The organism is Roseinatronobacter thiooxidans (assembly GCF_001870675.1).
GTDB classification, from domain to species: domain Bacteria; phylum Pseudomonadota; class Alphaproteobacteria; order Rhodobacterales; family Rhodobacteraceae; genus Roseinatronobacter; species Roseinatronobacter thiooxidans.
On record NZ_MEHT01000009.1, the window covers coordinates 368,021 to 394,065 of the forward strand.

The 26,045-nt window shown below is 61.1% G+C and carries 27 protein-coding genes; 13 read left to right on the forward strand and 14 right to left on the reverse strand.

What is annotated here, in order from left to right; genetic code table 11:
• Nucleotides 1-16: 16 nt before the first annotated feature.
• The 9 genes from BG455_RS06375 to pyrH all read right to left on the reverse strand — a co-directional run bounded on the left by BG455_RS06375 (nucleotide 17) and on the right by pyrH (nucleotide 8,894).
• Complete coding sequence (locus tag BG455_RS06375; RefSeq protein WP_071469091.1) at nucleotides 17-625, reverse strand: OmpH/Skp family outer membrane protein; 609 nt, start codon at nucleotides 623-625, stop codon at nucleotides 17-19.
• A complete protein-coding gene (bamA, locus tag BG455_RS06380; protein WP_245735484.1) occupies nucleotides 625-2,901 on the reverse strand; it encodes an outer membrane protein assembly factor BamA in 2,277 nt (758 codons plus the stop codon). Before bamA ends, BG455_RS06375 begins: the two co-directional genes overlap by 1 nt.
• Before the next feature lie 270 nt (nucleotides 2,902-3,171).
• Complete coding sequence (locus BG455_RS17285) at nucleotides 3,172-3,324, reverse strand: hypothetical protein (RefSeq protein WP_170124692.1); 153 nt, start codon at nucleotides 3,322-3,324, stop codon at nucleotides 3,172-3,174.
• Between the two features lie 80 nt (nucleotides 3,325-3,404).
• A complete protein-coding gene (gene rseP / locus BG455_RS06385; RefSeq protein ID WP_071469092.1) occupies nucleotides 3,405-4,739 on the reverse strand; it encodes an RIP metalloprotease RseP in 1,335 nt (444 codons plus the stop codon).
• A gap of 30 nt (nucleotides 4,740-4,769) precedes the next feature.
• Nucleotides 4,770-5,933 (reverse strand): 1-deoxy-D-xylulose-5-phosphate reductoisomerase, encoded by a 1,164-nt coding sequence (gene dxr, locus BG455_RS06390; RefSeq protein WP_071469093.1) that lies wholly within the window; start codon nucleotides 5,931-5,933, stop codon nucleotides 4,770-4,772.
• 10 nt (nucleotides 5,934-5,943) lie between these two features.
• A complete protein-coding gene (locus tag BG455_RS06395) occupies nucleotides 5,944-6,744 on the reverse strand; it encodes a phosphatidate cytidylyltransferase (RefSeq protein ID WP_071469094.1) in 801 nt (266 codons plus the stop codon).
• Complete coding sequence (gene uppS / locus BG455_RS06400; RefSeq protein ID WP_071469095.1) at nucleotides 6,741-7,484, reverse strand: polyprenyl diphosphate synthase; 744 nt, start codon at nucleotides 7,482-7,484, stop codon at nucleotides 6,741-6,743. Before uppS ends, BG455_RS06395 begins: the two co-directional genes overlap by 4 nt.
• A 25-nt stretch (nucleotides 7,485-7,509) precedes the next feature.
• Nucleotides 7,510-8,073, reverse strand: a complete 564-nt coding sequence (gene frr, locus BG455_RS06405; protein WP_071469096.1) for a ribosome recycling factor — start codon at nucleotides 8,071-8,073, stop codon at nucleotides 7,510-7,512.
• Between the two features lie 95 nt (nucleotides 8,074-8,168).
• On the reverse strand, nucleotides 8,169-8,894 hold the full coding sequence (gene pyrH / locus BG455_RS06410) for a UMP kinase (protein ID WP_071469097.1): 726 nt from the start codon (nucleotides 8,892-8,894) through the stop codon (nucleotides 8,169-8,171).
• A 112-nt stretch (nucleotides 8,895-9,006) separates the two neighbouring features.
• Here pyrH and miaA point away from each other — a divergent pair, with 112 nt between their 5' ends.
• Complete coding sequence (gene miaA, locus BG455_RS06415; protein ID WP_084386153.1) at nucleotides 9,007-9,915, forward strand: tRNA (adenosine(37)-N6)-dimethylallyltransferase MiaA; 909 nt, start codon at nucleotides 9,007-9,009, stop codon at nucleotides 9,913-9,915.
• A 117-nt stretch (nucleotides 9,916-10,032) separates the two neighbouring features.
• Complete coding sequence (locus BG455_RS06420) at nucleotides 10,033-10,872, forward strand: helix-turn-helix domain-containing protein (RefSeq protein ID WP_071469184.1); 840 nt, start codon at nucleotides 10,033-10,035, stop codon at nucleotides 10,870-10,872.
• A gap of 25 nt (nucleotides 10,873-10,897) precedes the next feature.
• Here the strand turns inward: BG455_RS06420 and BG455_RS06425 are convergent, their stop codons facing one another.
• Nucleotides 10,898-11,059 carry a DUF2256 domain-containing protein gene (locus BG455_RS06425; protein WP_177190874.1) on the reverse strand — a complete coding sequence of 54 codons (162 nt, stop codon included), beginning with the start codon at nucleotides 11,057-11,059 and terminating at the stop codon, nucleotides 10,898-10,900.
• 35 nt (nucleotides 11,060-11,094) lie between these two features.
• Nucleotides 11,095-12,447 (reverse strand): MORN repeat-containing protein, encoded by a 1,353-nt coding sequence (locus BG455_RS06430; protein ID WP_425438720.1) that lies wholly within the window; start codon nucleotides 12,445-12,447, stop codon nucleotides 11,095-11,097.
• A gap of 257 nt (nucleotides 12,448-12,704) precedes the next feature.
• Between BG455_RS06430 and BG455_RS06435 the strand changes: the two genes are divergently transcribed.
• From BG455_RS06435 to BG455_RS06480, 10 genes are all read left to right on the forward strand, one after another.
• The gene (locus BG455_RS06435; RefSeq protein WP_071469099.1) at nucleotides 12,705-14,366 is read left to right on the forward strand and encodes an NAD+ synthase; all 1,662 of its coding nucleotides are present in this window, start codon (nucleotides 12,705-12,707) and stop codon (nucleotides 14,364-14,366) included.
• Between the two features lie 186 nt (nucleotides 14,367-14,552).
• A complete protein-coding gene (locus BG455_RS06440) occupies nucleotides 14,553-15,575 on the forward strand; it encodes an SPOR domain-containing protein (RefSeq protein ID WP_245735485.1) in 1,023 nt (340 codons plus the stop codon).
• Nucleotides 15,576-15,625: 50 nt separating this feature from the next.
• The gene (locus tag BG455_RS06445) at nucleotides 15,626-16,786 is read left to right on the forward strand and encodes a D-alanyl-D-alanine carboxypeptidase family protein (protein ID WP_245735486.1); all 1,161 of its coding nucleotides are present in this window, start codon (nucleotides 15,626-15,628) and stop codon (nucleotides 16,784-16,786) included.
• 2 nt (nucleotides 16,787-16,788) lie between these two features.
• Nucleotides 16,789-17,436, forward strand: coding sequence for a dTMP kinase (gene tmk / locus BG455_RS06450; protein ID WP_071469101.1), 648 nt, complete (start codon nucleotides 16,789-16,791; stop codon nucleotides 17,434-17,436).
• The gene (locus tag BG455_RS06455) at nucleotides 17,433-18,542 is read left to right on the forward strand and encodes a DNA polymerase III subunit delta' (protein WP_071469102.1); all 1,110 of its coding nucleotides are present in this window, start codon (nucleotides 17,433-17,435) and stop codon (nucleotides 18,540-18,542) included. The genes tmk and BG455_RS06455 overlap by 4 nt, the downstream gene beginning before the upstream one ends.
• A gap of 21 nt (nucleotides 18,543-18,563) precedes the next feature.
• Nucleotides 18,564-19,349: a TatD family hydrolase gene (locus tag BG455_RS06460; RefSeq protein WP_071469103.1), complete on the forward strand. Its 786-nt coding sequence runs from the start codon at nucleotides 18,564-18,566 to the stop codon at nucleotides 19,347-19,349.
• The gene (locus BG455_RS06465) at nucleotides 19,349-20,146 is read left to right on the forward strand and encodes an MBL fold metallo-hydrolase (RefSeq protein ID WP_071469104.1); all 798 of its coding nucleotides are present in this window, start codon (nucleotides 19,349-19,351) and stop codon (nucleotides 20,144-20,146) included. The genes BG455_RS06460 and BG455_RS06465 overlap by 1 nt, the downstream gene beginning before the upstream one ends.
• 1 nt (nucleotide 20,147) lies before the next feature.
• Entirely contained in the window at nucleotides 20,148-21,077 is a 930-nt protein-coding gene (locus tag BG455_RS06470; protein ID WP_071469105.1) for an AEC family transporter, read from the forward strand.
• Between the two features lie 71 nt (nucleotides 21,078-21,148).
• Nucleotides 21,149-22,147, forward strand: a complete 999-nt coding sequence (hemB, locus tag BG455_RS06475; RefSeq protein WP_071469106.1) for a porphobilinogen synthase — start codon at nucleotides 21,149-21,151, stop codon at nucleotides 22,145-22,147.
• A 117-nt stretch (nucleotides 22,148-22,264) separates the two neighbouring features.
• Nucleotides 22,265-22,825, forward strand: coding sequence for a lipid-binding SYLF domain-containing protein (locus BG455_RS06480; RefSeq protein WP_071469107.1), 561 nt, complete (start codon nucleotides 22,265-22,267; stop codon nucleotides 22,823-22,825).
• An 80-nt stretch (nucleotides 22,826-22,905) separates the two neighbouring features.
• Here BG455_RS06480 and fabD read toward each other — a convergent pair whose 3' ends face one another.
• From fabD to BG455_RS06495, 3 genes are all read right to left on the reverse strand, one after another.
• Nucleotides 22,906-23,835: an ACP S-malonyltransferase gene (gene fabD / locus BG455_RS06485; RefSeq protein WP_071469187.1), complete on the reverse strand. Its 930-nt coding sequence runs from the start codon at nucleotides 23,833-23,835 to the stop codon at nucleotides 22,906-22,908.
• Nucleotides 23,836-23,910: 75 nt separating this feature from the next.
• Complete coding sequence (locus BG455_RS06490) at nucleotides 23,911-24,729, reverse strand: sulfite exporter TauE/SafE family protein (RefSeq protein ID WP_071469108.1); 819 nt, start codon at nucleotides 24,727-24,729, stop codon at nucleotides 23,911-23,913.
• Nucleotides 24,726-25,154 (reverse strand): SufE family protein, encoded by a 429-nt coding sequence (locus BG455_RS06495; RefSeq protein ID WP_071469109.1) that lies wholly within the window; start codon nucleotides 25,152-25,154, stop codon nucleotides 24,726-24,728. The genes BG455_RS06490 and BG455_RS06495 overlap by 4 nt, the downstream gene beginning before the upstream one ends.
• Nucleotides 25,155-25,363: 209 nt before the next feature.
• Between BG455_RS06495 and BG455_RS06500 the strand changes: the two genes are divergently transcribed.
• Nucleotides 25,364-25,831, forward strand: coding sequence for a hypothetical protein (locus tag BG455_RS06500; RefSeq protein WP_071469110.1), 468 nt, complete (start codon nucleotides 25,364-25,366; stop codon nucleotides 25,829-25,831).
• Nucleotides 25,832-26,045: the final 214 nt, after the last annotated feature.

The window sequence follows — 26,045 nt, forward strand, 5'->3', positions numbered from 1 at the left end:
CATCGCGTCCTGCCGCTTAGGGCAGATTGATTGGGAAAGGTGGCGGCCCGCCATCGCCAATAGACTCGTCCAAAGCCGCAATGGCCGCTTCGGTTATATCCATTCCCGGCACACCAATGATGACCGCGCGCGCATCGATCAGAACCTGACCGCCGACAGAATCCAGAACCTCTTGCAGCACATCTGCTGTGCCGCCGAAAAACCGCCTGCGCTCTGATTCCTCGAACTGGACAAGGCGCTGGCGCTTTTCGGCCTGTGTCCGGCGGACGGTTTCGGCCTGCATATCGAACGCATTTGCCGCGGCGCGAAAGGCCTCAACCGTCATGTCGGCGCGCAATTCCGTCAATTCGTTTTCGCGTGTCGTCAGTTCTTCCAGCAGTTGGTCATTCTCTGCTTCCAGCGCACGAGAGGCCGCCTCGATCTCTTGGGCGACTCTTTGCCCGAATAACGACTCTCGGAACAAGCGTTCGTCGTCAATGGTGCGCAAGGCCAGATCAGCCCCTTGCCTTGCCCCCGTGACCGCCTGGCCCAAGGAAAAGCCAAGCGGTTGTTGCGCCTGCGCTGGAGGGCACACCAGTGCCCCCACCGCCAGAATGCACACCGCAAAAACTGCGGCCCGAAACATCAGAATTGCGACACGATCGAGAAGTCGAAATTCTGCGCGCGGTCGCGTTCAAGCTTGCGAACCGGACGCGAGAAGTCGAAGCGCAGGGGGCCAAGTGGGCTTTCCCAGAACAACGAGACGCCAAGGGCTGCGCGGATATGCATTTTGTTATAGTCGGTGCCGTCATCGACCATCCCAGGTGCGGCCAAACCGCCGACATTATCCACCCCCCAGACCGAGCCGACATCGGCAAAGATGCCGCCGCTTAGCCCGTATTCTTCGGGCGTGCCCAGCGGAAACTGTGCTTCAACCTGCACTGAGAAATAACGGTTGCCACCGAGCACGTCATCATTTGTTGCCGCGAAATCCCGTGGCCCGGACTCACCGGGCGCGAAGCCGCGCATCACATTTGCCAGCTGATACCGTTCGCGGTTGCGCGACTGGCCATTCACCATGTGCAACAAGCCAACGCGCGCATCGGCACGCAAGGTGACATCTTCGTTAAAGATCGACATCTCGTAGCCCGCGCGCCCTTCTGTTTTCACAAAACGGCGGCTTTGGTTGCCAAGGCCGAAATCCTGACTGACCGAGAAGATGGAGCCGCGCGTGGGATCAATGCCAACACGGCGCGTGTCGAATGTGTAGGTGTAGCCAAGCGTCCCCGTCACAGCCGTGCTGCCCACATCATCCCGCAGCCGCGCTGAACCATCTGTCGCCAGCCCCGTCAGCCTGTCTGCGACCAGCCCCTGCCGCAGCTGTAGCCGCGCAAATTCGCTGACCGGAAAGCCGATCGAGTTGTTCAAAAACGCTTCGCGCGTGTCGAAGTTGGAAAAGAAGGAACTGGTTTCACGGTAGCCCACACCAAGCGAATACCGCAAGTCACGCCCGAACATGGCCGGTTCTGCAAATTGCAACGAGATGTCGCGCGACCCTTTGACCGTGTTAAAGCTGACCGACACTTGCTGGCCACGGCCCAGAAAGTTCTGCTCGGCAAAGGAAATCCCGAAGCCGACGCCCTGCGCGCGGCCATAGCTGACCGAGAAGCCCAGCGAGCCTGTTGTGGTTTCCTCTACCTCGACATCCACGATTGCCTGATCCGGCGCACTGCCCTGCCGTGTATCGACAGCAACATCTGCGAAATATCCCAAAGCGCGGATACGCTCTGCCGCTTCACGAATTTCGCGCGGGTTCAGCGGGTCACCTTCGGCCGAGGTGAACTGGCGGCGCACAACGCGGTCCAGCGTTGTGGTGTTGCCCTGAATGTCGATCCGCTCCACGAAAACACGCTCGCCCCGCACAATGGCGAATTCCACATCGATGGTCTGGTCGCGGTTGTTGCGGGTAAAGCGCGGCTCTGCGCGGATAAAGCGCAAACCGCGCTGTTCGGCCAAACGCTCGATCCGGGCGATATTCTGGTCCAGCACTGTGGGCGAGAAGATCGTGCCGGGGCGCAGGCGCAATTCGCGCTCATACTCCGCAGCATCTACACCTTCGACCTGACTGATAACCGAGATATTGCCAAAACGGTATTGCAACCCTTCACGGATATTGAAGGTCAGGAAAAAGCCGTCCCGTTCGCGCGCGAGTTCGGAGGTGACTGACAGAATTTCAAAATCGACATAGCCGCGCGAGAGGTAGAAATCCGACAGCAACTGCCGGTCCAGCCCGATGCGTTCTGCCACGAATGTGTCGCGCTGCACCAGCCAACGGAAAGCCCCCGCCTGTTTGGTGTTCAGCACCTGACGCAAGCGGTAGCTGGAAAAGGCGCGGTTGCCGACAAAGGACAGCCGCTCGATCTCGACGACATTGCCTTCGCGGATTTCAAAGGCCAGATCGACACGGTTATTGCCGCGTGGGATGATGCGCGGTGTGATTTCCGCCGCGCTGCGCCCCCGCTGCGCATAAATTTCAGCAATCGCGCGCGCATCGGCTTCTACAGTAGACGGCGACAAAACCCGGCCAGAGCGGGTTTGCACCGCACCACTGAGCACGTCATCATCAATGCGGCGGTTGCCCTCGAAATTGACAATGCCAATGGTCGGGTATTCACTGACGCGGATCAGCAAGGTGTTGCCCTGCGGCACGAATTCCACAGTTTCAAACAGGCCCGAGGCAGCAATATTGCCATAAGCCGCATTCAACTGCCCCGCTGTGACAGATGCGCCGCGGTTAAAACCGGCAAGCCCGAACAGCGTGGAATCATCCACCCGAATGTTGCCTTCAATGGCGATGGCGTTGAAACGATAGGTTTGCGCGCTTGCAGGTGTAACAATTGCTGCGCTTGTTACTGAAAACAAACAAAAAACCACCGTGGAAAAGACGTGCAGGCCATGTGCCCCACCGCCTTTGCGCGATGGCAGCGTGGTGTGAATTTCGCGCATATCGGGCCTCGTTTTACCGCTTTTTTATGTTTTAGTGACTATCGGGTAAGCCGCGCCTTGTCAAAGCAATCGCGCCGCTTTGCCAACACCTTCACTGCGGTGTTGCTGTTAAAACCCGAAACAGGCGCATGCGCGGCGCCTGAGAAACATCTCAATACAGGGGACAAAGGCCAGCGCTTGGCCTTATCAGGGCAGATGGCTTGGCGCATGCCCAAGCAGCACCGCAAGCGCACTGGCACTTGCAAGCCCCAACAAAATCAACCCGATAACAAGAACCAAGCTGACCACTTTCAGCCAGATCAGGCGGACATTCTGAATTTCTGCATCAAGATAGGCCATCATACGCTCCTTTCCGCATATTTCGCCGGAAAATCCGGCAAAATCTGGGCAATTTATGGGCGCAATCGTGGCGAATCTGTCTAACAGGTCAGATCATTGAACAAGGCAAAGGCAAACAAGGTCAGCACCAGCGTCAAGCCAATCGTAATCAGAATTTGCATGGCTTTGTCACCCGCGGGCCGGCGCATGATCGCCTCATAGGCATGGAACACAAGATGGCCGCCATCCAATGGGGGTATGGGAAACAGGTTCAACAGGCCAATGGCAACCGACAACACCGCAATAAACCACACAAATTCCAGCAGCCCGTCATTGGCCATTGAAGCAGATGCTTCGGCAATGCCGATGGGGCTGGACAGGTTGCAGGTGCTGATCTGGCCGACGACCATGTAATACAGCCCCTCCAGCGACGTGCGGATGACGCGCCAGATCTGGTCGGCGGCGATGCCCGATGCCTCTAGCACGCCGGGTGTACGGGTGCCGTATTCAAACACCGCGCCAGACGACAGGCCGATCAGATAGCGCGTCTCGAACCCGCCGCTGGCAAGGGGCAAATCGGTGCTGCGCGGCACCATCGTCAACTCCAGATCGCGCCCGTCGCGCCAGACCCGCAGTTCCAGCGCATTGCCGCCCGATGCGGCAACCATGTCGCGCAATTCCCCGAATGTCGCAATTTCGACGCCGTTGATGGCGGTGATCACATCGCCCGTCTGCATCTGCGCATCGCGTGCGGCAGATTTCATCTGTACATTGCCAGCAAGGGGCGGCTGCGGGTGGGGGCCGGTCACATCGATCACGCGCCCCGCACGCTCGACAGTGTAGCGCAACACCGATTGGGCGGGCAGTGCTTCGGCAGATTGCAGGAAATCCGCCAGCGTTTCCGTCTCGACCCCTTCTACCGCAAGAATACGGTCGCCCGCCGCCAGCTCAAAGGGTTGCGCTGGCAGGGCAGTGATTTCCCCCACCACAGGTTCGTCCACCGCGACGCCCTGATACATGATCACCGAGGCAAACACGAAAAAGGCGAAGATGAAGTTGAAGATTGGCCCCGCCGCGACCGTAATCGCCCGCGCCCAGAGGGGGGCGCCATGCATGGTGCGGCGGCGCTGCGCGGCGTCCATCTGCGCGATCCCATCGCCGTCTTTGCCCGATACCGCACTGGAATCGCCCGCAAATTTGACATAGCCGCCCAAGGGGAAAGCCGCAATCTGCCAGACCGTGCCGCGCTTGTCGGTGCCTTTGGCCAGAACAGGCCCGAAACCTATGGAAAACACATCCGCATGGATGCCCGACCAGCGCCCGACAATGTAATGGCCATATTCATGCACGGCCACGATGATCGACAACACAACAACAAAAGCGGCGATTGTGTAAAAGAAATTCCCGAAACTTGGCAGCAGCCCGATCAGATCCAAACTTTATCCCCTTATGTGTTGCGCATCAGATCACGCAGTACGCGCGGCAAATCTGGTTGCGATCTCTCTTGCCATTTGGTCCATGGACATGATTGTTTCAAGCGCTTCTACGGCATGAGTAAGGCCAGAATCAGACAAAAGACTGTCAAGTGTGTGCTCGACCAGTCTTGCCATGTCCAAAAACCCAATGCGGCCTGCGATAAATTCATCCAGTGCCACTTCTTTCGCCGCATTGAACACTGTGCCTGCATGGCCGCGCAGTTCCATCACCTCGCGCGCAAGGCGCAGGGCGGGAAAGCGGTCTGGGTCAGGTGCTTCAAAATTCAGTTGCGACAGTTGTGCCAGATCAAGCCGCGCAACAGGCAAATGCGCGCGTTCCGGCCAGTTCAGCGCATAGCCGATAGCGTGGCGCATATCGGCCGCGCCAAGATGCGCCATCAAGGCCCCGTCCCGAAACCCGACCAGCGCATGGACGATGGATTGCGGGTGGACGATGACTTCGATCTGATCGGGTTCAAACCCGAAATATTCACGGGTTTCAATAAGTTCCAGCGCCTTGTTAAACATGGTCGCGGAATCGATCGTGATGCGCTGGCCCATGTCCCATGTCGGGTGCGTGCCAGCCTGCGCCAATGTGGCCGCGGCAAGCTGGTCCTTGCTCCAGCTGCGGAACGGCCCGCCGGATGCGGTGATGATCACCCGCTCGACCGCTGTGATATCTTCGCCGGTCAGGGCCTGAAACACAGCCGAATGTTCACTATCAACCGGCAGGATGCGCGCATTGTGCCGTGCTGCTTCGCGCATCAACAGCGGGCCTGCGGTGACAAGCGATTCCTTGTTGGCCAGCGCCAGTGTCGCGCCCTGCGCCAAGGCGCGAAACCCCGGAGCAAGACCTGCCGCGCCGACAATCGCAGACATGACCCAATCGGTGGGGCGCTCTGCCGCAGCGATCAGCGCCTCGGTTCCTGCGGCAACTTCTACACCGCTGCCCGATAACGCCTCTTTCAAAGCAAGATAGCAGTCGTCATGGGCCGTAACCGCAACTTCAGCCGACAGGCTGCGCGCCTGTTGCGCAAGCCGTTCGACATTGCGCCCGCCTGTCAGGGCAACTGTCTGGATATCGTCGCGCCGCGAGACCAGATCGAAGGTGCTTTCCCCGATCGATCCGGTCGCGCCAAAAACAGAAACCCGCATATGTTGCCCGTCAGCTCAGAAGCCGGGCAATCACCCCGACTTCGGTCAAAATCAGCATGATCAGCGCCGCCGCGATCATGGCATCGAAACGGTCCATAACCCCGCCATGGCCGGGAATAAGGGCCGAGCTGTCCTTGACGCCCGCGTGGCGCTTAATCGCGCTTTCCGCAATATCGCCCGCCTGCCCTGCCATCGCCACAAGCACCGAGACAGCCACCAGCCCCGCACCCGCACCCAATGCGGGCATGAACGCCGCCCCGATCGCTGCGGCAAGCACCCAGCCCGCCACAGTGCCGGACCATGTCTTTTTCGGGCTGACGCGCGGCCACAGCTTTGGCCCGCCCAGAAGACGGCCTGCAAAATACCCTGCCACATCCGATCCGATGACAAGCAAAACCAGCCATAAAACCCAGACCCAGCCGAAACTGTCCCGCAGCGCAATCAAGCCCAGACCTGCAAACAGGATCAACGCCAGATAGGCCGCGGCAATGCCGCGATCTTTGGGAAAACGCCACGCCAGCAGGAAAACCGACAGCGCCAGAACCCCCAGCAACCAACCCCCTGCAAGCTGCACCCAGAATACCAGCAGCGCCACCGCCGCTGTCAGCCCCGCCGCTTCGGCCTTGCCGCGCGGGGCGTCCTTGTCCAGCATCCGCGTCAGTTCCCAGACCATCAACCCGCATAATGCACAGACCAGTACTGTGAACCACAGCCCCCCTGCCCAGACCGCGGCAATGCCGATTGCCGCCATGGCAACCCCCGACACGCTGCGGTCGCGCAAGTCTGCGAAACTGGGTGACTGGCCGCTCACTTCACGACCCCGCCAAAGCGGCGCTCACGCTCGCCATAAGCCTGAAGGATTGTGTTCATTGTCTGGGGGGTGAAATCCGGCCATAGCACAGGGGTGAACACATATTCAGAATAGGCCGCCTGCCAAAGCAGAAAATTCGACACGCGCGTTTCACCAGAGGTGCGCACAACCAGATCGGGGTCTGGTAGAAAACCAGTGTCCAGATATTTGGAAATCATGGCATCGCTGACCTGTTCCAAAGCCAGCGCCCCAGAGGCCACATCGCGCGCCATCGCCTGTGTGGCGCGCCTAATCTCATCGCGCCCCCCGTAATTGATGGCGACAGTCAGATGCACCCTGTCATTGCCCGCAGTCTCTTTCTCGATCCAGTCGAACAATTCGCGCAATTTATTGTCCAGTCGCGCGCGGTCGCCGATGATGCGCATGCGCACACCTTCGCGGTTCATGCGCCCTGCCTCGCGCTTGATGTAGCGCGCGAACAGGGACATCAGGCCCATCACCTCTTCGGTGGTGCGTTTCCAGTTCTCGGTCGAAAAGGCATATAGGGTCAGATACTTTATGCCAATATCAGGGCAGGCATCGACCAGTTCGCGCACACGTTCCGCCCCTTTGCGATGCCCGACCAGACGTGGCCAGCCTCGGTTCGAGGCCCAGCGGCCATTGCCATCCATGATCACCGCGACATGCAGATGATTCGAAAGGGCGGGGTCTTCCCCCTGGCCGGGCTGGTCGAATGTCATAACGGTTCCCTCTAGCGGTCCGAGATCAGACCTGCATGATCTCTTCCTGCTTGCTCTCAAGCGCTTTGTCGACCTTGCCGATATAGCTGTTGGTCAAGTCCTGAATCTCCTCGGACCACAGCTTTTGCTCGTCCTCGCTCATTCCGGCGGCTTTCGCTTTCTTGATCTGGTCCATCCCGTCGCGGCGCAGGTTGCGCACGGCAACGCGTGCATGTTCGGCATATTGGGCCGCAACCTTTGTCAGCTCGCGGCGGCGTTCTTCGTTCAGTTCCGGGATCGGCAACATGATGATCGTGCCGTTCAGCTGCGGGTTAATCCCAAGGCCCGATTCGCGGATGGCCTTTTCGACCTTGCCGACCATCGACTTGTCCCAGACATTCAAAGTCACCATGCGCGGCTCTGGCACGTTGACAGTGCCCACCTGATTGACCGGCGTCATCTGGCCATAGGCATCAACCATGATCGGCTCCAGCATGGATGCCGAAGCGCGGCCTGTGCGCAGGGACGCAAATTCGGTTTTCAATGCAGACATTGCCCCGTCCATCCGGCGCTTGAGGTCGTCCAGATCAATTTCGATTTCATCTGACATGCTGTATCTTCCTCGTCTTGTGCAGCGTCTTCGCTGGCCCTTTGGGGCTTTCTAGCGCGATGCTGCTGTTTTTGTAAGCCTCTTGCGTGCCCTGCTCAGGCATGGACGCGGGTATATGTCCCCTCACCGCGCACAATGCCGCCAAAGCCACCCGGCTCATCCAGTGAAAAGACGATCAGCGGCATTTTATTGTCGCGGCATAGCGCAATCGCCGAGGCATCCATGACCTTGAGATTGGCGCGCAGCACTTCGTCATAGCTGATATCGCTGAAGCGCTTGGCGGCCGCATTGGCCTTGGGGTCGCTGTCATAAATTCCATCGACCTGCTTGCCCATGAAGATCGCCTCGCAAGCCATTTCAGAGGCGCGCAATGCAGCGGCAGTGTCGGTGGTGAAATAAGGGTTGCCGGTGCCCGCGGCAAAGATGCAGACGCGCTTCTTCTCCAGATGGCGCACCGCGCGGCGGCGAATATAGGGTTCGCACACCTGATCCATAGGGATTGCGCTTATCACGCGGGTATGAACGCCCAGTTCTTCCAGCGCGGTCTGCATGGCCAGCGCATTCATCACGGTGGCCAGCATGCCCATGTAATCGGCCTGTGTCCGCTCCATCCCCTGCGCCGAGCCTTGCAGCCCGCGAAAGATATTGCCGCCGCCGATCACCATGCAAATCTCGACATCCATATCATGGACCGATTTCACCTCTCGCGCGATGCGCTGGACGGTAGGGGGATGCAATCCAAACCCCTGATCCCCCATCAGCGCCTCTCCCGAGATTTTCAGCATGACGCGCGTGTAAGTGGTTTGGGGGGTGTCCGACATGGTAATTTCCTTTCCGCAAAGCGCGACAGCCACACCAGATGCAGCCCACCGCTTTTAACTTGCGACAAAATGTCGGAAAACGCGGGCGGGTTCAATCTGAAAGCAGGGCATCATGGCCAAATTCCCCGATCCTTTGGCGCGCGCGCTGGACTGGCTGCACACCAGCCCGCCAGACCCGGCGCGGCCGGTCCTGCTGGCAGGGCCAACCGCCAGCGGAAAATCGGCGCTGGCACTGGCTTTGGCCCGGCACCAAAACCGCGTGATTGTGAATGCCGATGCGTTGCAGGTCTATGATATGTGGCGCGTGCTGTCTGCCCGCCCCGATGCGGCCGATTGTGCGCAGGTGCCACATTACCTGTATGGAACAGTCACGCGCGATCAGGATTGGTCCGTAGGCCATTGGCTGCGCGCGGTAGAAGGGCTGATGGCGCGGCATGGCAACCCCGTTATCGTGGGCGGGACGGGCCTGTATTTTCGCGCGCTGACAGAGGGGCTGGTCGAAATCCCGCCCATCCCGGCGCAAGTGCGGGCCGAGGCCGACACCCGCTTGGCAGCCGAAGGGGTGGGGGCACTGTTGCAAGAGCTTGACCCGCACACCCGCGCGCAGATCGACACGCAAAACCCCGCCCGCGTGCAACGCGCATGGGAAGTGCTGCATGCCACTGGGACAGGGCTGGCCGACTGGCAGGCCCGCACCCCTCCGCCCCTGCTGCCCGCCCCGCAGGCGACCGCCTTGGTGCTGCGCCCGCAGGTTGAGTGGCTGAATGCGCGAATCGATTCGCGCTTCGCGGCGATGATGGCGCAAGGCGCGCTGGAAGAAGCCCGCGCCGTGCTACCCCATTGGCAGCCGCGCGCCCCTTGGGCCAAAGCGATTGGCGCCCCAGAGCTGATCGCGCATCTTCAGGGCCATATATCGCTGCCCCAGGCCCATCTGGCCGCAACACTTGCCACGCGGCAATATGCCAAGCGCCAGCGGACATGGTTTCGCAACCGCATGAAAGACTGGACGATCCTGAGTTGAGAGAGTCACCAAATTGCAACGCCTACCCCAAATGGTGATAAAACTCACAACCGCGTGACTGAAATCTCTTTTCCCGTTCCGGTCTTGGCATATTCTTTGCTGTTGAACGGGGGGCGCATGACACAGATAATTCCTGACCAACAGACACGACCGAAACTTGTGCAGATCAGCAAGCTTGCCGCAGCGCCAAAGTGGCAACTGGAAACCATGCGCGCCTTGCGAGAACCTTTATTCCTCTGGGTGACCCACGGACAGGGCCGAATCGCGATTGGTCCCAGAACGCGCGGTTTTCATCCGCATAATGCCATTTTCATTCCGGCCGGCACGCTGCACGGGTTTCAGGCGATGACCCGCGTTCAGGGGACAGCGATTTATTTTGGAACCACGCACGGGCTGGAGCTGCCCCAAACCCCGCTACACTTGCGGTTGCGCGATGCAGGCCAGCATGCCGAAGTGTCGCAGCTGGTGGATTTTGTGCAACGCGAAGTCGATGGCAAGCGCCCGAAGGCCGCCCAAGCCGCGTATCACCAGTTGGGCCTGTTGGCGATCTGGCTGGACAGGCATCATGCGGCACATCAGGGCGAAAACGGGGGCGATCTGACACAGCTGAATGCCAATGAGCGGCTGGTTGCACGCTATGCGACCCTGATCGAGCGTGAATTCGGCTCTGCACTGAATGTCAATGATTACGCCACCGCCCTTGGCGTGACCCCCACCCATCTGACGCGCGCCTGCCGCGCCAGTTGCGGACACACTGCGCTGGATATGTTGCAACTCCGCCGCCTGTATGAAGCGCGGCGGCTGTTGATGGAAACCGACACGCCAGTGCAAGACATTGCGCGCAATCTTGGCTTTTCGACGCCCAGCTATTTCTCACGCGCTTTCGCAAAGAAAATCGGGCAGCCCCCGTCAAGCTATCGCAAGCAACACGAGGCAAAGCCAAGATTGACGCATTGACCCGCGCTGTGGCAGCGCGGCGGGCCTATGGTTTGGGCTGTGTCTTGCGCGCCTCTGTGCGGCACCGCTCAGAGCAATAGCGCACTTCTTCCCAGACCCGCGCCCATTTCTTGCGCCACGCAAAAGGCCTGCCACAGGTGACGCAGATTTTCTCTGCCAGATCGCCTTTGCGGCGCATTTTGGGCATCAGATGCGATGCCCTGCTACTGCACGGCGATGCATTTAATCGCCATCGCGCACAGTCATTTGCCCATCTTCCCAATCGCCGGACAGAACCTCGCCCGTCGCATAGCGCAGCACGCCGCGGCCATGGCGCTGGCCGTTGCGGAATTCCCCTTCATAGACATCGCCAGTGGAATAGGTGGCCGTTCCCGTGCCGGTAATCTGGCCGCCGGACCATTCGCCCTCATAGACGAAGCCATCTGCCAGCTCGATCCGCCCCTGCCCTTCGCGCGCGCCTTCAGTAAACTGGCCCCGATACACCGACCCGTCAGGATAGGTCATCTCGCCCTGACCGTGCAATTCACCCCCCGCAAACATACCCGTATAGATGCGCCCGTCAGCATAGGTCATAACGCCCTGCCCTTCGGACAAGCCTTGCACGAAGCCCCCTTCAAACACAGCGCCATCGGCAAACACCGCACGCCCCTGCCCGTGAAACTGCCCTTCCGACCATTCACCATCATAGGTGCTGCCGTCCGCATAGGTGATTGTGCCGGTTCCATCCGGCAAGCCCGCCCGAAACTGGCCTGTATAGACCGAGCCATCGGGCTGCTGCAGCACGCCCTCGCCCTCGATCTGGCCTGCAACCCATGTCCCCTCGTACAGATAGCCATCCGGCCCGCTTAGCCGCCCCGGCCCGTCGCGCATGTCATTGACAAATGTCCCCTCGAACACCAGCCCATCGGCCTGTGTGACTTGCCCCGCGCCATCGCGCAGCCCCGCACGGAAGCTGCCCGAATACACATCGCCATTGGCCTGACGCAATTCGCCCGTGCCATGTAACTGGCCGTTCTGCCATGTGCCTTCATAGCGCAGGCCGTCAGGGTTGGTCAGAATCCCTGTGCCATGGCGCTGGTCGGCCAGCATTTCGCCCTCATAGACTGTTTCATCAGGATATGTGATGCGCCCCGGCCCTTCGCGCAGCCCGTCAACCCACGCGCCCTCATAGCGGTAGCCATCCGGCCGCGTCAAAACGCCCTCGCCATGCGGTTGCCCGTCAATGAAGCTGCCAACATAGACCGAGTCATTGGTAAAGCGCCGCTCGCCCTGCCCCTCGATGCGCCCCTCGACCCATGCGCCATTGTAGGTTGAGCCATCTGCGAATGTCATCAAGCCTGTGCCATGCGGGCGGCCCGCAACGAACGCCCCTTCATAGATCGCGCCTGACGGGTAGCGCGCCACCCCAATGCCGCTGATCTCGCCATCCAGCCATTCGCCGGTATATTCAAACCCGTTGGGCAAACGATAGGTGCCCTGCCCATGCTGCAAGCCGTCGCGGAACTCGCCCTCATAGATGCCGCCATCTTCATACTGGCGCGTCAACACACCGTCGGTCTGCGCAAATGCAGGCATGGCGCAACTCAGCCCTACAGCCAGAAACAGCGCGCGAGACAAATCACAGCCTGAGGACATAACGCAGATCTCCCTGTAGTTTCGCCCTGAACCTATTGCGGGGCGCACGGGCTGGCAAGACCTTTGGGACTGCATTGGCCCGCACCGTGTCACGCGTGCGCGGTTTCGTTCCATCACATTGGGCTGAAAGCGCCTCTTTCCTTGCACGACCAGCGTGATATGTGGGGCCGAATGCTGCCGCGCGAAGGCCCTTTGACATGTCCGATCGTTTCCGCCTGACCCTTGCCCAACTGAACCCGACCCTTGGCGACATCGCGGGGAACGCCGCCAAGGCGCGCCATGCATGGGCCACAGCCAAGGCCGAAGGCGCCGATATGGTGGCGCTGCCAGAAATGTTCCTGTCAGGCTATCAGACGCAGGATCTGGTCTGGCGGCCTGCATTTCAGGCTGATCTGCGCGAGGCGCTGGATGCACTGGCGCGCGACTGTGCACAGGGGCCAGCCCTTGGTATAGGTGTGCCGCTGGTCGAGGGGGGGGCGCTGTTCAACTGCTGGGCAGTTCTGTCCGATGGCCGCATTTCCGCCGTGATCCGCAAGCACCACCTGCCCAATACATCGGTCTTCGATGAAAAGCGGCTGTTTCACGCGGGCGAGATTTCCGGCCCCTACCGTCTTGGCCCGATCCGCATCGGCTCGCCCATCTGCGAAGATGCGTGGCTGGAAGATGTGGCCGAGGCGCAGGCGGAATCGGGCGCCGAGATGCTGCTTGTCCCCAATGGCTCGCCCTATGCACGCGAAAGGTATGACACCCGCATGTCCCACATGGTGGCGCGTGTGGTCGAAACGGGCCTGCCGCTGGTCTATCTCAACCTTGTGGGGGGACAGGATGATCAGGTTTTTGACGGTGCCAGTTTCGTGCTGAACCCCGGGGCCAAGCTGGCGCTGCAACTGCCTGCCCATGAAGAGGCCATCGCCACACTGGATTTCACCCGCACGCAAGATGGCTGGCGCGCAGAAACCGGCGCGCGCGCGCATCTGCCCGATACTTGGGAACAGGATTACCGCGCAATGGTCGTGGGCCTGCAAGATTACTTGGCCAAATCGGGGTTTACCAAGGTGGTGCTGGGGCTGTCGGGCGGGATTGATTCGGCGCTGGTTGCCGTCATTGCCGCAGATGCCATCGGGCCAGAGAATGTGCATTGCGTGATGCTGCCCTCTGAATACACCTCGCCCCATAGTCTGGAGGATGCAACTGATCTGGCGCAGCGCCTTGGCTGCAAGCTGGATGAGATCGGCATTGAAGGGCCGCGCGCCGCAATCGGGGCCGCGCTTGCGCCTGTGTTCTCGGGGCTGGAGGCGGATGTGACAGAAGAAAACATCCAGTCACGCATTCGCGGCACGCTGCTGATGGCGCTGTCCAATAAAACGGCTGCGCTGTTGCTGACCACTGGCAACAAATCCGAACTCGCTGTGGGCTATGCCACGATTTATGGCGACATGAATGGCGGCTATAATCCGATCAAGGATCTGTACAAGACGCGGGTGTTTGAAACCTGCCGCTGGCGCAATGCCAACCACCGCGACTGGATGGCCGGTCCTGCCGGCGCAGTGATCCCGCCACGCATCATCGACAAGCCCCCTTCGGCGGAATTGCGCGCCGATCAGCGCGATGATGACAGCCTGCCCCCCTATGCGGAACTTGATGCCATTCTGGAAGGGCTGATGGAGCAAGACCTGTCTGTGGCCGAACTTGTGGCGCAAGGCCATGACCGCGCTACGGTCAAAAGGGTCGAGCATTTGATCTATATCTCGGAATGGAAGCGGCATCAGGCCGCGCCGGGGCCAAGGCTGACCATGCGCGCGCATTGGCTGGACCGGCGCTATCCGCTGGTCAACCGCTGGCGCGATACGCGCGGATAAGCGTGGTCACGCAATCGTTCGGTTTCACATCGCAGACAGCCGCGCTACAATGATTGCGTTGCGGCGGACAGGGTGCTTTATGGGCTGTCGAAACGCAATGTATGGTGTAGAATAGTGTTTGATTTTGCGATGATCTGCTTAAACCTGACACCAGATCAGGGCAGATATACAATGTGGAGAGGCAGAATGCGCAGCGCGATCTATCGGATTCTGGCCCTTGGGGTAATTGCAGCAGGAAGCCTTTCGGCCTGTATGGATGGCAACACCCCCGGCACGTCGCGCACAGATGGTGCCGCTTCAACCCGCACTCAGATAAGCGAGCGTGATATCGAAGATGCAAGCATCTTCTCGCGGCGGGAATTGGGCCTGTGGGATGGGCGCCCCTCGCTTGGCGGTGTCTGGGTCGCCCACCCCGAGGCGACAACACCCGAACGCGTGATCATTCGCAATCGTGCAAATGGACAGGAAACCATCGGGGCTTTGTTCCGGCGCGAGCGGCTGAACCCCGGCCCGGCCTTTCAGGTTTCTGCCGAAGCGGCCAATGCTGTCGGCATTCTTGCAGGCGCACCAACCGAAATCGAGGTTGTGGCGCTGCGTACCGAACAGATCGAGGATGAGGCCCCGCCACCCCCAGTCGCCAGCCCTGCGCCCGCAGCTGCACCTGCGTCTGCTCCGGCACAAGAAGCGGACTCAACGAATAGCGTGCAACCCCAAGCATCTGCCCCATCGCAGGGGGAAGATGCACCGATTGTGACGCTACAAGGACAAGCCCCGCGCCAGCGGCCCGGGTTTTTGGGGCGTCTTTTGGGGCGCGACACAGCCGCGCCCCCTGCCGCGGAAGTGATTGAGACCGAAATTCTGGACGACCAGTTGGCCATGGCACAGATCCCAGCACCACAGCCCGCCGCGCCTGAACCTCAGCAATCCCGCCCCGCAGCGCCGCCCGCCACGCCTGTAACGCAGCCCGCCGCAACATTGGAGCGCCCCTATATCCAGCTGGGCATTTTCAGTGTCGAGGGGAATGCGCGCAGTGCAGAGACAATGGCCCGGAATTCCGGCCTGTCGGCGCGGACTGTCGAAGGGCGCACGCAAGGCAATGCATTCTGGCGCGTGGTGATCGGCCCTGCGCAGACGCAGTCCGAACAGGCAGAGTTGCTTGCGCGCGTCAAATCGCTGGGCTTTAATGACGCGTATACAGTGCGCCGCTAAAGGCGACAGCAGTTTGGGGGCATGAAATGCACAAGGCTATTCGGCAGGCCGTGGGTCTGAGCACAAGCGTGATGATCGCGGCAATGGGCATGGCCCATCAGGTATCAGCACAGACAGTGGGCGGTTTTGAAACCCGCGCAACTTCGGCATATGTCCGCGATCTGACCACAGGAACCGTCCTGATGGAAAAAGCCGCAGATGTGCCGCTGCCGCCTGCCTCTATGTCCAAGCTGATGACACTTCTGATGCTGTTTGAAGCCATTGAAGACGGGCGCACAACCTTGGACACGACCTTTACCGTCTCGCCGCGCGCGTATCAGATGGGCGGCTCGCGCATGTTTCTGGAACCCACCGACAGGCCCACAGCCGAAGACCTGATCCGTGGCATTGCGGTGTTGTCGGGAAATGATGCAACTGTCGTGGTGGCCGAAGGGCTGGCGGGGACCGAAGAAGCTTTTGCCCAACTGGCCACGCGGCGTGCCCGCGAACTGGGCATGCGCAACACGACGCTGGCCAACTCCTCTGGCTGGCCGCACCCTGATCACCTGATGTCCAAGCGCGATCTGGGCATTCTGGCCGAATATATCATCAGCAATTTTCCGCAATATTACCCCTATCTGGCCGAACGCGAATTCACATGGAATGGCATCACCCAGCCCAACCGCGTGCCGCTGCTGGGGGCCGGTGTGGGGCTGGACGGGCTGAAAACCGGCTTCACATCTGCGGCGGGCTATTCGCTGACCGGCTCTGTCCGGCAGGGAGAGCGGCGCATCGTCTTTGCCTTTGGCGGGCTGGACAGCGAACGCGCCCGTGTGCAGGAAGCCGAAGCGATCATCAACTGGGCGTTCCGGCAGTTTGCCAAGGTTACTGTCGGCGAAGCAGGTGCCACGATGGCGGATGCGCCTGTATGGCTTGGCGAAAGCGCGTCGGTCCCGCTGGTTCTGGCCGATAGCGCCGAAATTCTTGTTCCCGCCATTGGCACGCGCGATTTCCCGGCGCGCGTTGTCTATGACAGCCCCCTGCCCGCGCCTATCGCGGCCGGTGACGAGCTGGGCATGCTGATCGTCGAAATCCCTGATATGGGCGAGATGCGCCTGCCGCTTGTCGCAGGTGCCGATGTGGCCGAGGGTGGTTTTACGGTGCGCGCCACTGCCTCGGCGCAGCGCTTGATGAATATGGTGCTGGGCTCTGCGCGCGAGGCAATGAACTAGGCATGACACAGTCAGCGCATGCAGGCGTCTTTGTCAGCTTTGAAGGGATTGACGGGTCTGGGAAATCCACACAGGCGCGCGTTTTGGCCGAAAGGTTGCGCACGCTTGGCCATGACGTGGTTCTGACACGCGAACCGGGGGGCGCTGCGGGGGCCGAGGATATTCGCCGCCTGCTGGTCGAAGGCGACCCCGACCGCTGGTCGCCCGAAACAGAAATCCTGCTGTTCAACGCCGCGCGCCGTGACCATCTGGAAAAGACCATCAAACCGGCCCTTGCATCAGGACAGATCGTGATCAGTGACCGCTTTGCCGATTCCACGCGCGTCTACCAAGGTGCGGCGCGCGCCAGCCTGCGCCCCTTGGTCGAGACGCTGCATGATCTGGTTATCGGGGTTGATCCTGAACTGACCTTCCTGATCGACATGGACCCTGACGCGGCGCTGGCGCGCGGTTTGGCGCGCCAGTCGGGCGAAGACCGGTTTGAAGAACTGGGCGCGGGCTTTCAAACGCGGCTGCGCGCGGGGTTTCTGGCGCTGGCGCAGGCAAACCCCGCGCGGTTTCGCGTCATCGACGGCGCGCATCCGCCAGAGCATGTTGCAGACCAGATCGAGACCGAGATGCGCAACTGGCTGCGCATAAACAAAGCATGAGCGCGCGCGACGATCTGCCCGTTCCCGACCAGATTGACGGGGCACCCCACCCGCGAGAAGCGCCGGTGCTATTCGGGCAAGGCGTGGCCGAAGCCGCGTTTTTGCAAGCGTTCAATTCCGGCAGGTTGCATCATGGCTGGATGCTATGCGGCCCGCGCGGGGTGGGCAAGGCCACGCTGGCGTGGAAACTGGCGCGATTCCTGCTGGCAACGCCCCCGCCCGATGGCGGCATGTTCGCCGCCCCTGCGCCCGCCACATTGGACATTCCCGAAGATCACCCCGTTGCCCGCCGCCTGCGCGCGGGCGCGGATGGGGGCCTGTTGGTCATCCGGCGCGGGCATGATGACAAAGGCAACCTCAAGCGCGACATCACAGTGGATGTCATGCGCAAACTGCAAGGATTTTTCGGGCTGAGTGCGCCCGATGGCGGTCGGCGCGTGGTCATCATCGACGCCGCCGACGAGATGAACCCAAATGCCGCCAACGCGCTGCTGAAAGCGCTGGAAGAACCCCCCTCCAATGCGACGCTGCTGCTGGTCGCACACCAACCCTCGCGGCTGCTGCCCACGATCCGCTCGCGCTGCCGCGAATTGCGCCTGATGCCATTGGACGCGGCCGATATGGGCGCAGCCCTTGCGCAGGCGGGGGTCGAGGCGGACAGCACAGCCATGGCGGAATTGTCCGGCGGGTCAGTCGGGGCGGCGATCACCTTGGCGCAGGCAGGCGGGGCCGAGATTTATGAAACCCTTGTGAAACTGTTCCACGGATTGCCACGGCTGGACAGGCAAGCCGCCCTTGCCCTTGCCGAAAGCGCGGCGGGCAAGGCCAATGATGCGCGCTTCGCCATGATCCTCACGTTGTTTGACCTGTTCATGGCGCGGATGGCGCGCGCAGGCATCACCGGCCCTGGCCCAGAGGCCGTGCCGGGCGAAGCCGCGCTGTTTTCCCGCCTTGCCCCCCATGCGGGTGCCGCCCGCGCCTATGCCGATCTCAGCCAGCGCATGGGCGCGCGCTCACGCCACGGGCGCGCTGTCAACCTTGACCCTGCTGCATTGGTGCTTGATATGGTGTGGCAGACCGAAGCAGAGGCGCGCAAGTTCCTCTGACCCTCACACCTCGGAGCGTTTATGTCCCTGCCCCAGATCGTTGACAGTCATTGCCATCTCGATTTCCCAGAATTGGCGGGCGAGATTGACAATGTCATTGACCGCGCCCGCGCCGCAGGCGTCACCCGCATGGTCACGATCTGCACCAAGCTGCGCGAGGTGCCGCAGGTGCGTGCCATCGCCGAGGCGCATGAGGGCGTGTTCTTCGCCGCAGGCACCCACCCGATGAGCGTTGCAGCCGAGCCTATGGCCACGGTTGCGGAATTGGTCGCCCTTGCCGCCCATCCCAAGATGGTGGGCATAGGCGAGTCCGGTCTGGATTATCATTACACCGCCGAGAGCATGCAGGTGCAGCAAAACAGCCTGCGCCGCCATATCGAGGCTGCGCGCCAGACCGGCCTGCCGCTGATCATCCATGCGCGCGACGCCGATGCCGACATGGCCCGCATCCTGACCGAAGAACACCGCGCGGGCGCATATACTTGTGTGATGCACTGTTTCTCGTCCAGTGCTGAACTGGCGCAAGCGGCGCTGGATCTGGGGTTTTACCTGTCCATGTCAGGCATCGCGGCCTTTCCCAAAAGCACCGCACTGCGCGAGATTTTCGCCGCAGCCCCGATTGAGCGCATATTGGTGGAAACCGACGCGCCCTATCTGGCCCCGCCCCCGTATCGTGGCAGGCGCAATGAACCGGCTTATACGGTCCACACAGCGCAAGTGGGTGCGGACCTGTTCGGCATGTCGCTGGCAGATTTCGCCGCAGCAACATCGGCGAATTTTGACCGTCTTTTCTGGAAGGCTGCATAATGGCTGAATTGCGCGCAACAATTCTGGGCTGCGGGTCTTCGGGCGGGGTGCCGCGACTGGGGGGCGATTGGGGGGCCTGCGACCCTGCCAACCCGCGCAACACGCGGCGGCGCTGCTCGCTGCTGCTGGAGAGGGTGACCGATGCGGGGCGCACGCAAGTATTGATCGACACCTCTCCCGATATGCGCGCGCAATTGCTGGATGCTGGCATCGGTCGGCTGGATGCGGTGGTCTTCACCCATTCACATGCCGATCATGTGCATGGCATCGACGATCTGCGCCAGATCGTCTTCAACACCCGCGAACGGCTTGCCGTCTGGGCCGATGGCGCCACGCAAGATGCGCTGTATTCGCGCTTTGGCTATGCGTTCACCCAGCCCGCTGGCTCTCCCTACCCGCCCATTCTGGACATGCACACGATTGACGGTGCGATCACGATTGACGGTGCTGGCGGGCCGCTGACCCTGCACCCGCTGCGGCTGAACCATGGCAGCATTGACGCGCTTGGCTTTCGCGTGGGCGGGTTGGCCTATACGCCCGATGTGGTGATGATCTACCCCGAAAGCTGGCCCATGCTGCAAGGGCTGGATTTGTGGATTGTCGATGCGCTGCGCCGCAAGCCGCATCCGACACATGCCCATCTGGACATGGCGCTGGACTGGATCGCGCAGGCCCGCCCCGCGCGCGCCGTGCTGACCAACATGCATGTCGATCTGGATTACGCCACCGTTGCGGCAGAAACCCCCGACCATGTCACACCTGCCCATGACGGCATGGTGCTGACTCTACAGGTTTAGCATGCAGGCACTGGCCGATGTCATCCTGCCGGTCTTTCTGGTCATCGGATTTGGCTATGTTGCGCGCTGGCGCAAGCTGATCACAGATGCCCAAGTGGATGGCGTTGTCTGGTTTACCCAGACCTTTGCCATACCCTGCCTTTTATTTGTCGCCATTGCACGGCTGGATCTGGGACAGGAATTCAACTGGCGGCTGCTGGTCAGTTTCTACACCGGCGCGATTGCGGGGTTTACACTGGGCTTCTGGGGCGCGCGACTGATCTTCAAACGCGACTGGGAGGATTGCGTGGCAATCGGCTTTGTTGCGCTGTTCTCGAACTCGGTTCTGCTGGGCCTGCCAATTACCGAACGCGCATATGGTGCCGATGCGCTGGGGCCGAATTACGCGATTATCGCGGCGCATTCACCGATTTGCTACGCCATCGGCATTACCACGATGGAGATGATCCGCAATCGGGGCGGGCGGCTGCGCGACAGTGCTGCGCGGGCATTTTCGGCCATGTTTCGCAATGCGCTGGTCATTGCGATCGGCCTTGGCTTTGTCGTCAATCTGACAGGACTGCCCATGCCGGGCGTGCTTAATCAGGCGCTGGATATGATGGTGCGCGCGGCCCTGCCTGCGGCCTTGTTCGGGCTGGGGGGGGTGCTGTATCTCTACCGCCCCGAGGGGGATTTGCGCACCATCGGTTTTGTTGTGGCGCTGTCGCTGGTGGTGCATCCGGTCATCACATTCGGCCTTGCCTATGCGCTGGGGGTTAGCACCGAGGCAATGCGCTCGGCGGTGATAACTGCTGCGATGGCACCGGGGGTAAATGCCTATGTCTTTGCCAATATGTATGGACGGGCCAAACGGGTCGCGGCATCGGCGGTGCTGATCGGCACAGCCGGCGTGATGGTCACAGGCTGGTTCTGGTTGCAAATCCTGCCCTGATGGCCATTGCGGGGCTTGTCGGTGCCCTCTGCGCATGGCACGAAGTGACAAAGCAATGAAAGGCCACGCAGATGACTCCAGCCCCGTTCCCCGCCGCCCGCATGCGCCGCCTGCGCCGCACCAATGCCTTGCGCGAGATGGTGCAGGAAAACGGGCTGAGCACGCGCGACCTGATCTGGCCGGTCTTCATCCGCGATGGTGAGGGCGTGGAAGACCCCATCGCCCCTCTGCCCGGCGTGAACCGCCTGTCACTGGACAAGCTGCTGCCTGCTGCCGAAAAAGCGCATGCGCTTGGCATTCCGGCGATTTGCCTGTTCCCATACACCGACCCGTCCTTGCGCACCGAGACATGCGAGGAAGCGTGGAACCCTGAAAACCTGACCAACCGCGCCATCCGTGCGCTGAAGGCGGAATTGCCTGATCTGATGGTCATGACCGATATCGCGCTGGACCCCTACAATGCCAATGGACATGACGGGTTCGTGGTGGATGGCACGATCGTCAATGATGAAACCGTCACAGCTTTGGTCAAGATGGGGCTGGCGCAGGCCGAAGCGGGCGCGGATATCCTTGGCCCCTCGGATATGATGGACGGGCGGATCGGTGCGCTGCGACTGGCGCTGGAGGAAATGGGCTATAGCGATGTGGCGATCCTGTCCTATGCCGCGAAATTTGCCAGTGGCTTTTATGGCCCGTTCCGCGATGCGGTGGGGGCCTCTGGCCGTCTGGTGGGCGACAAGGCCACCTATCAGATCAACCCTGCCAACACGGAAGAAGCGCTGGCCTGTGTTGCGCGCGATCTGTCCGAGGGGGCAGATATGGTGATGGTCAAACCCGGCATGCCCTATCTGGATATTTGCCGTCAGGTGAAAGACCGCTTCAACCGCCCGACTTTTGCCTATCAGGTGTCGGGCGAATATGCGATGCTGATGGCGGCTGCGCAAAACGCCTGGCTGGATGGCGACAAGGTGATGCTGGAAAGCATGATGGCCTTCAAGCGCGCGGGCTGTGACGGGGTGCTGACCTATTTTGCCCCCCGCATCGCCACCGCGTTGAAGGGGCAAGGCTGAACCGGCAGAACCACGCCGAATTTATCGCCCCCCTGGCCTGACAAGATGACAGACAGGTGATTTGGCTGTATCCTATTTCAAAAACGCGCTGACGCGCCAAATATAAAGAGGCAGAGCATGACATATCTCAACCGGCGCGCCTTTGCGCTGTCTGGACTTGCAGGGCTTGCGACACTGGCCGCCTGCTCGAACCCGATTGGCAGCCAAGGGGCTGCGGATCTGGACGCGCGGGTGGATGCTGCGCGCGACTATCTGCGCAACAATTTTCCAAATCTGGGCGAGTTGTTTGAAAACTCGCGTGGCATTCTGTATATCCCGGTCGTCACCGAAGCGGGCTTGTTCGTGGGCGGGGCCTATGGGCGCGGTGCGTTGCGGATCAATGATGCAACGGTGGATTACTATTCTGCCACACGGGCCAGTTTCGGGCTGCAAGCGGGTGCACAGCAATATGCGCATGCGTTGTTCTTCATGACCGAACAGGCGCTGTCGGATTTCCGCTATTCGCCGGGTTGGGCCGCAAGCGCGGATTTGCGCTATGCCACCCCCACGCAGGGCGGCTCGATGGGCAGCGAGACCACCACGCAATTTGCGCCCGTAATCGCTGTGGTCTTCGGGCAGTCCGGCATTCTGGCAGGCGCGTCCCTTGCAGGCGTGAAATACACCCGTATCATTCCCTGACACATCCCTGTCCTCCGCTGGAACGCGGGGGTAAGGGTGGCAAGCCGAGAGGTTCCGAGTTAAACTCGGAACAGCGGTGCTTATGCTTGCAGGGCAGCGATATCCTCGGGCGTGCCGAAATTGCGCGTCTCGGCCCCTTTGGCACTGCGTTTGATCATGCCAGACAGGGCCTTGCCTGCGCCGATTTCCCAAAATTCGGTCACACCCTGATCCGCCATCCAGACGGTCGACTCGCGCCAGCGCACAGCGCCTGTCACCTGTTCAATCAGCAGGGCGCGCAAAGTGTCGGGATCGCTGAGCGCAGTTGCGCGCACATTGGAAACCAGCGGCACCTTGGGCGCATTCAGCGTGACCTGCGCCAAGGCTTCGGCCATGCGATCTGCGGCGGGCTGCATCAGGGCGCAATGGAACGGCGCGGACACCGGCAGCAACAGGGCGCGCTTGGCACCGCGTGCCTTGGCAAGATCGACCGCGCGCTCTACCGCAGCTTTGTGACCGGACACGACAACCTGCGCGGGATCATTGTCATTGGCGGCCTGACACACATCGCCCTGCGCTGCGGCCTGTGCCACCTCGGTGACTGCGGCGAAATCCAGCCCCAGAATGGCCGCCATCGCCCCCACGCCCACGGGCACCGCCTCTTGCATGGCGCGGCCACGGATGCGCAGCAAGCGCGCCGCATCGGCAACACCAAGCGCGCCAGACGCGGCCAATGCCGAATATTCACCCAAGGAATGCCCCGCCACAAACGCAGTATCCGTCAGAGACACGCCTTCGGCTTCCAAGGCGCGCAATGCGGCCAGCGATGTTGCCATCAAGGCAGGTTGTGCATTGGCTGTCAGGGTCAGATCGGCAATGTCACCTTCCCAGATCAAGGCTGAAAGGTTTTCGCCCAGCGCATCATTCACTTCATCAAAGACGGCTTTTGCTGCCGGATATGCCTCGGCAAGGGCGCGCCCCATACCGATGGTCTGTGCCCCTTGTCCCGGAAAAACGAATGCGCGGCTCATCTTGCCCTCCAACCCGTGAAAATTTGACATCACATGCCGCAAAGCCTGTCGCTGTGCAAGCCTGTCGGCCCTGGCCTACCAGCCCATGGCCTTGCGCAGCATGTTCAGCGCCATGACCATGATGAACACAGCAAAAACCCGCTTCAGTGGTTTTGGGTCCAGCGCATGGGCCAGCCTTGCCCCCAAGGGCGCAGTCAGCAGCGTCATGGCGATGACAATGCCAAAGGCGGGCAGATTGACCGCCCCGATTGTGAAGGGCGGGGCATTCTCAACGCGCAGCAGCAAAAACCCAAGCACAGAGGGCACCGCGATCAGCAACCCGAACCCCGCAGAGGTCGCAACCGCGCGATGTATCGCCACGCCATACAGCGACATCAGCGGCACAGCAAAAGCGCCGCCGCCGATACCCATAAGCACGGACAAGAAACCCACCATGGTGGATTGCACCGCGCGCACCGGCCCGGTGGGCATGACAGACCCCAGCCGCCATTCGGGCCTGCCAAAGGCCAGATACAGGCCGATCATGACCCCGATCACACCGAAAATCCCCTGCAATATGACCGAGCGCAGCACAGATGCCATCAGCACCCCAAGAAGCGCACCAACCGCAATGCCCAGCGCCCATTTGCGCAAGATCTCCCATTCCACCGCGCCCTTGCGATGATGGCTTTGCACAGAGCGCGCCGAGGTGACGATGATGGTTGCCAAAGATGTCGCAAGGCAGATCTGCATCAATTGCGGGCCAGCAAACCCCAGCGCGGTGAAGGCGTAAAAGAATGCAGGCACCAGAACAATGCCGCCCCCCACACCAAGAAGACCTGCAAGAACACCCGCGAAAGCACCGATCAGCGCCAGCAGACCGGCCAGTTGCAGCAGCAAAACAGGGTCGGTCATGCGCGCGCGGCATCCGTTGCAACAGACTGGATACGCCCGACCATGGCGCGCAACCCGTTGGAGCGTTGCGAGGACAGATGCTCGTCCAGCCCCAGTCGCGCCAGTTCGGCCATCGCATCCACTTGGGTCACCTCTGCGACACTCAGCCCCGAATACATCGCATGCAGCACCGCAATCAGCCCGCGCACGATCATGGCGTCACTGTCGCCCGTGAAATCGAATGTGGCACTTGGCCCGGCACCTTGCAGAACCGGGTGAATCCAGACCTGACTGGCACAGCCTTCCACCTTGGTAAACGGCGATTTCAGCGCCTCTTCCATCGGTGGCATTGCGCGCCCCAATTCAATGACATGGCGGTAGCGATCTTCCCAATCGTCCAGAAAGTCAAAGGTTTCTGCGATATCCTCAAAGGCTTCGGTGGCCATGATACTTGCCTTTCTGCTGTTGCGGCTAGAGCTAAGCCGCCTTGGCCCAAAGGTCCAGCCCGAAGCGACAGATCGACCGCCCACACCCCAAGCGCCAGCCGTTTTACCGCATGCCTTGCCTGTAACACCGCTGGGCACTTTTCAAACCCGCCGGATTGCGCTAACCCATGGTGACAGAGTTCGTTCATACAGATCGAGAGGACGCCCGAATGCAAAAGCCCGCTCTTGCCGCTTTGGCCATGGTGCTCGCGCTTGGGGCCTGCGGGTCGGTGCGGGACTCGCGGATCAACCCTATGAACTGGTTTGGCCGCGACAGTACAGAAACCCTTGCGCCAAGCGGGGGCTGGGGGGGCGAGGTGGATCGCCGCGCGCTTGTGCCTGTGGTGACAGAGCTGGAAGCGATCCCAACCACTGGCGGGGCTTTGGTGCGCGCAAGTGGCGTGACTGCAACGCAGGGCTGGTGGGACGTGGAATTGCGCCCTGTCAATAACGCGCGTCCCGTCGATGGGGTGTTGATCTATGAATTTGTTGTGGCAGAGCCGCGCAGAGCAACCGGCACCGCGTCCGAGGCATCGCGCACCGTAACTGCAGGGGTAAAGGTGACACATAGCCGCCTTGCGGGGGTGCGCAGTATTGTCGTGCGCGGCGCACAGAACCAGCGCAGCGTGGCGCGCTAGGGCGCGCAGCTATGTGCCGCAATTGGTGTTGCCATCTGACACCGTTTTCCAGACTGCCTCGATTTATTTCGTCGAGGTGACGGTATGGGCGTGATTGTCGGCAATGCGGGACTTCAGTTGTGCGCGCGGAGTCAAGGCGCGTAGCGCCGCCGCGCATCGCCGGGCCGTACCCCGGCACGGCGATTTGGCTCGGCTATGCGCAAAGCCTTGATAT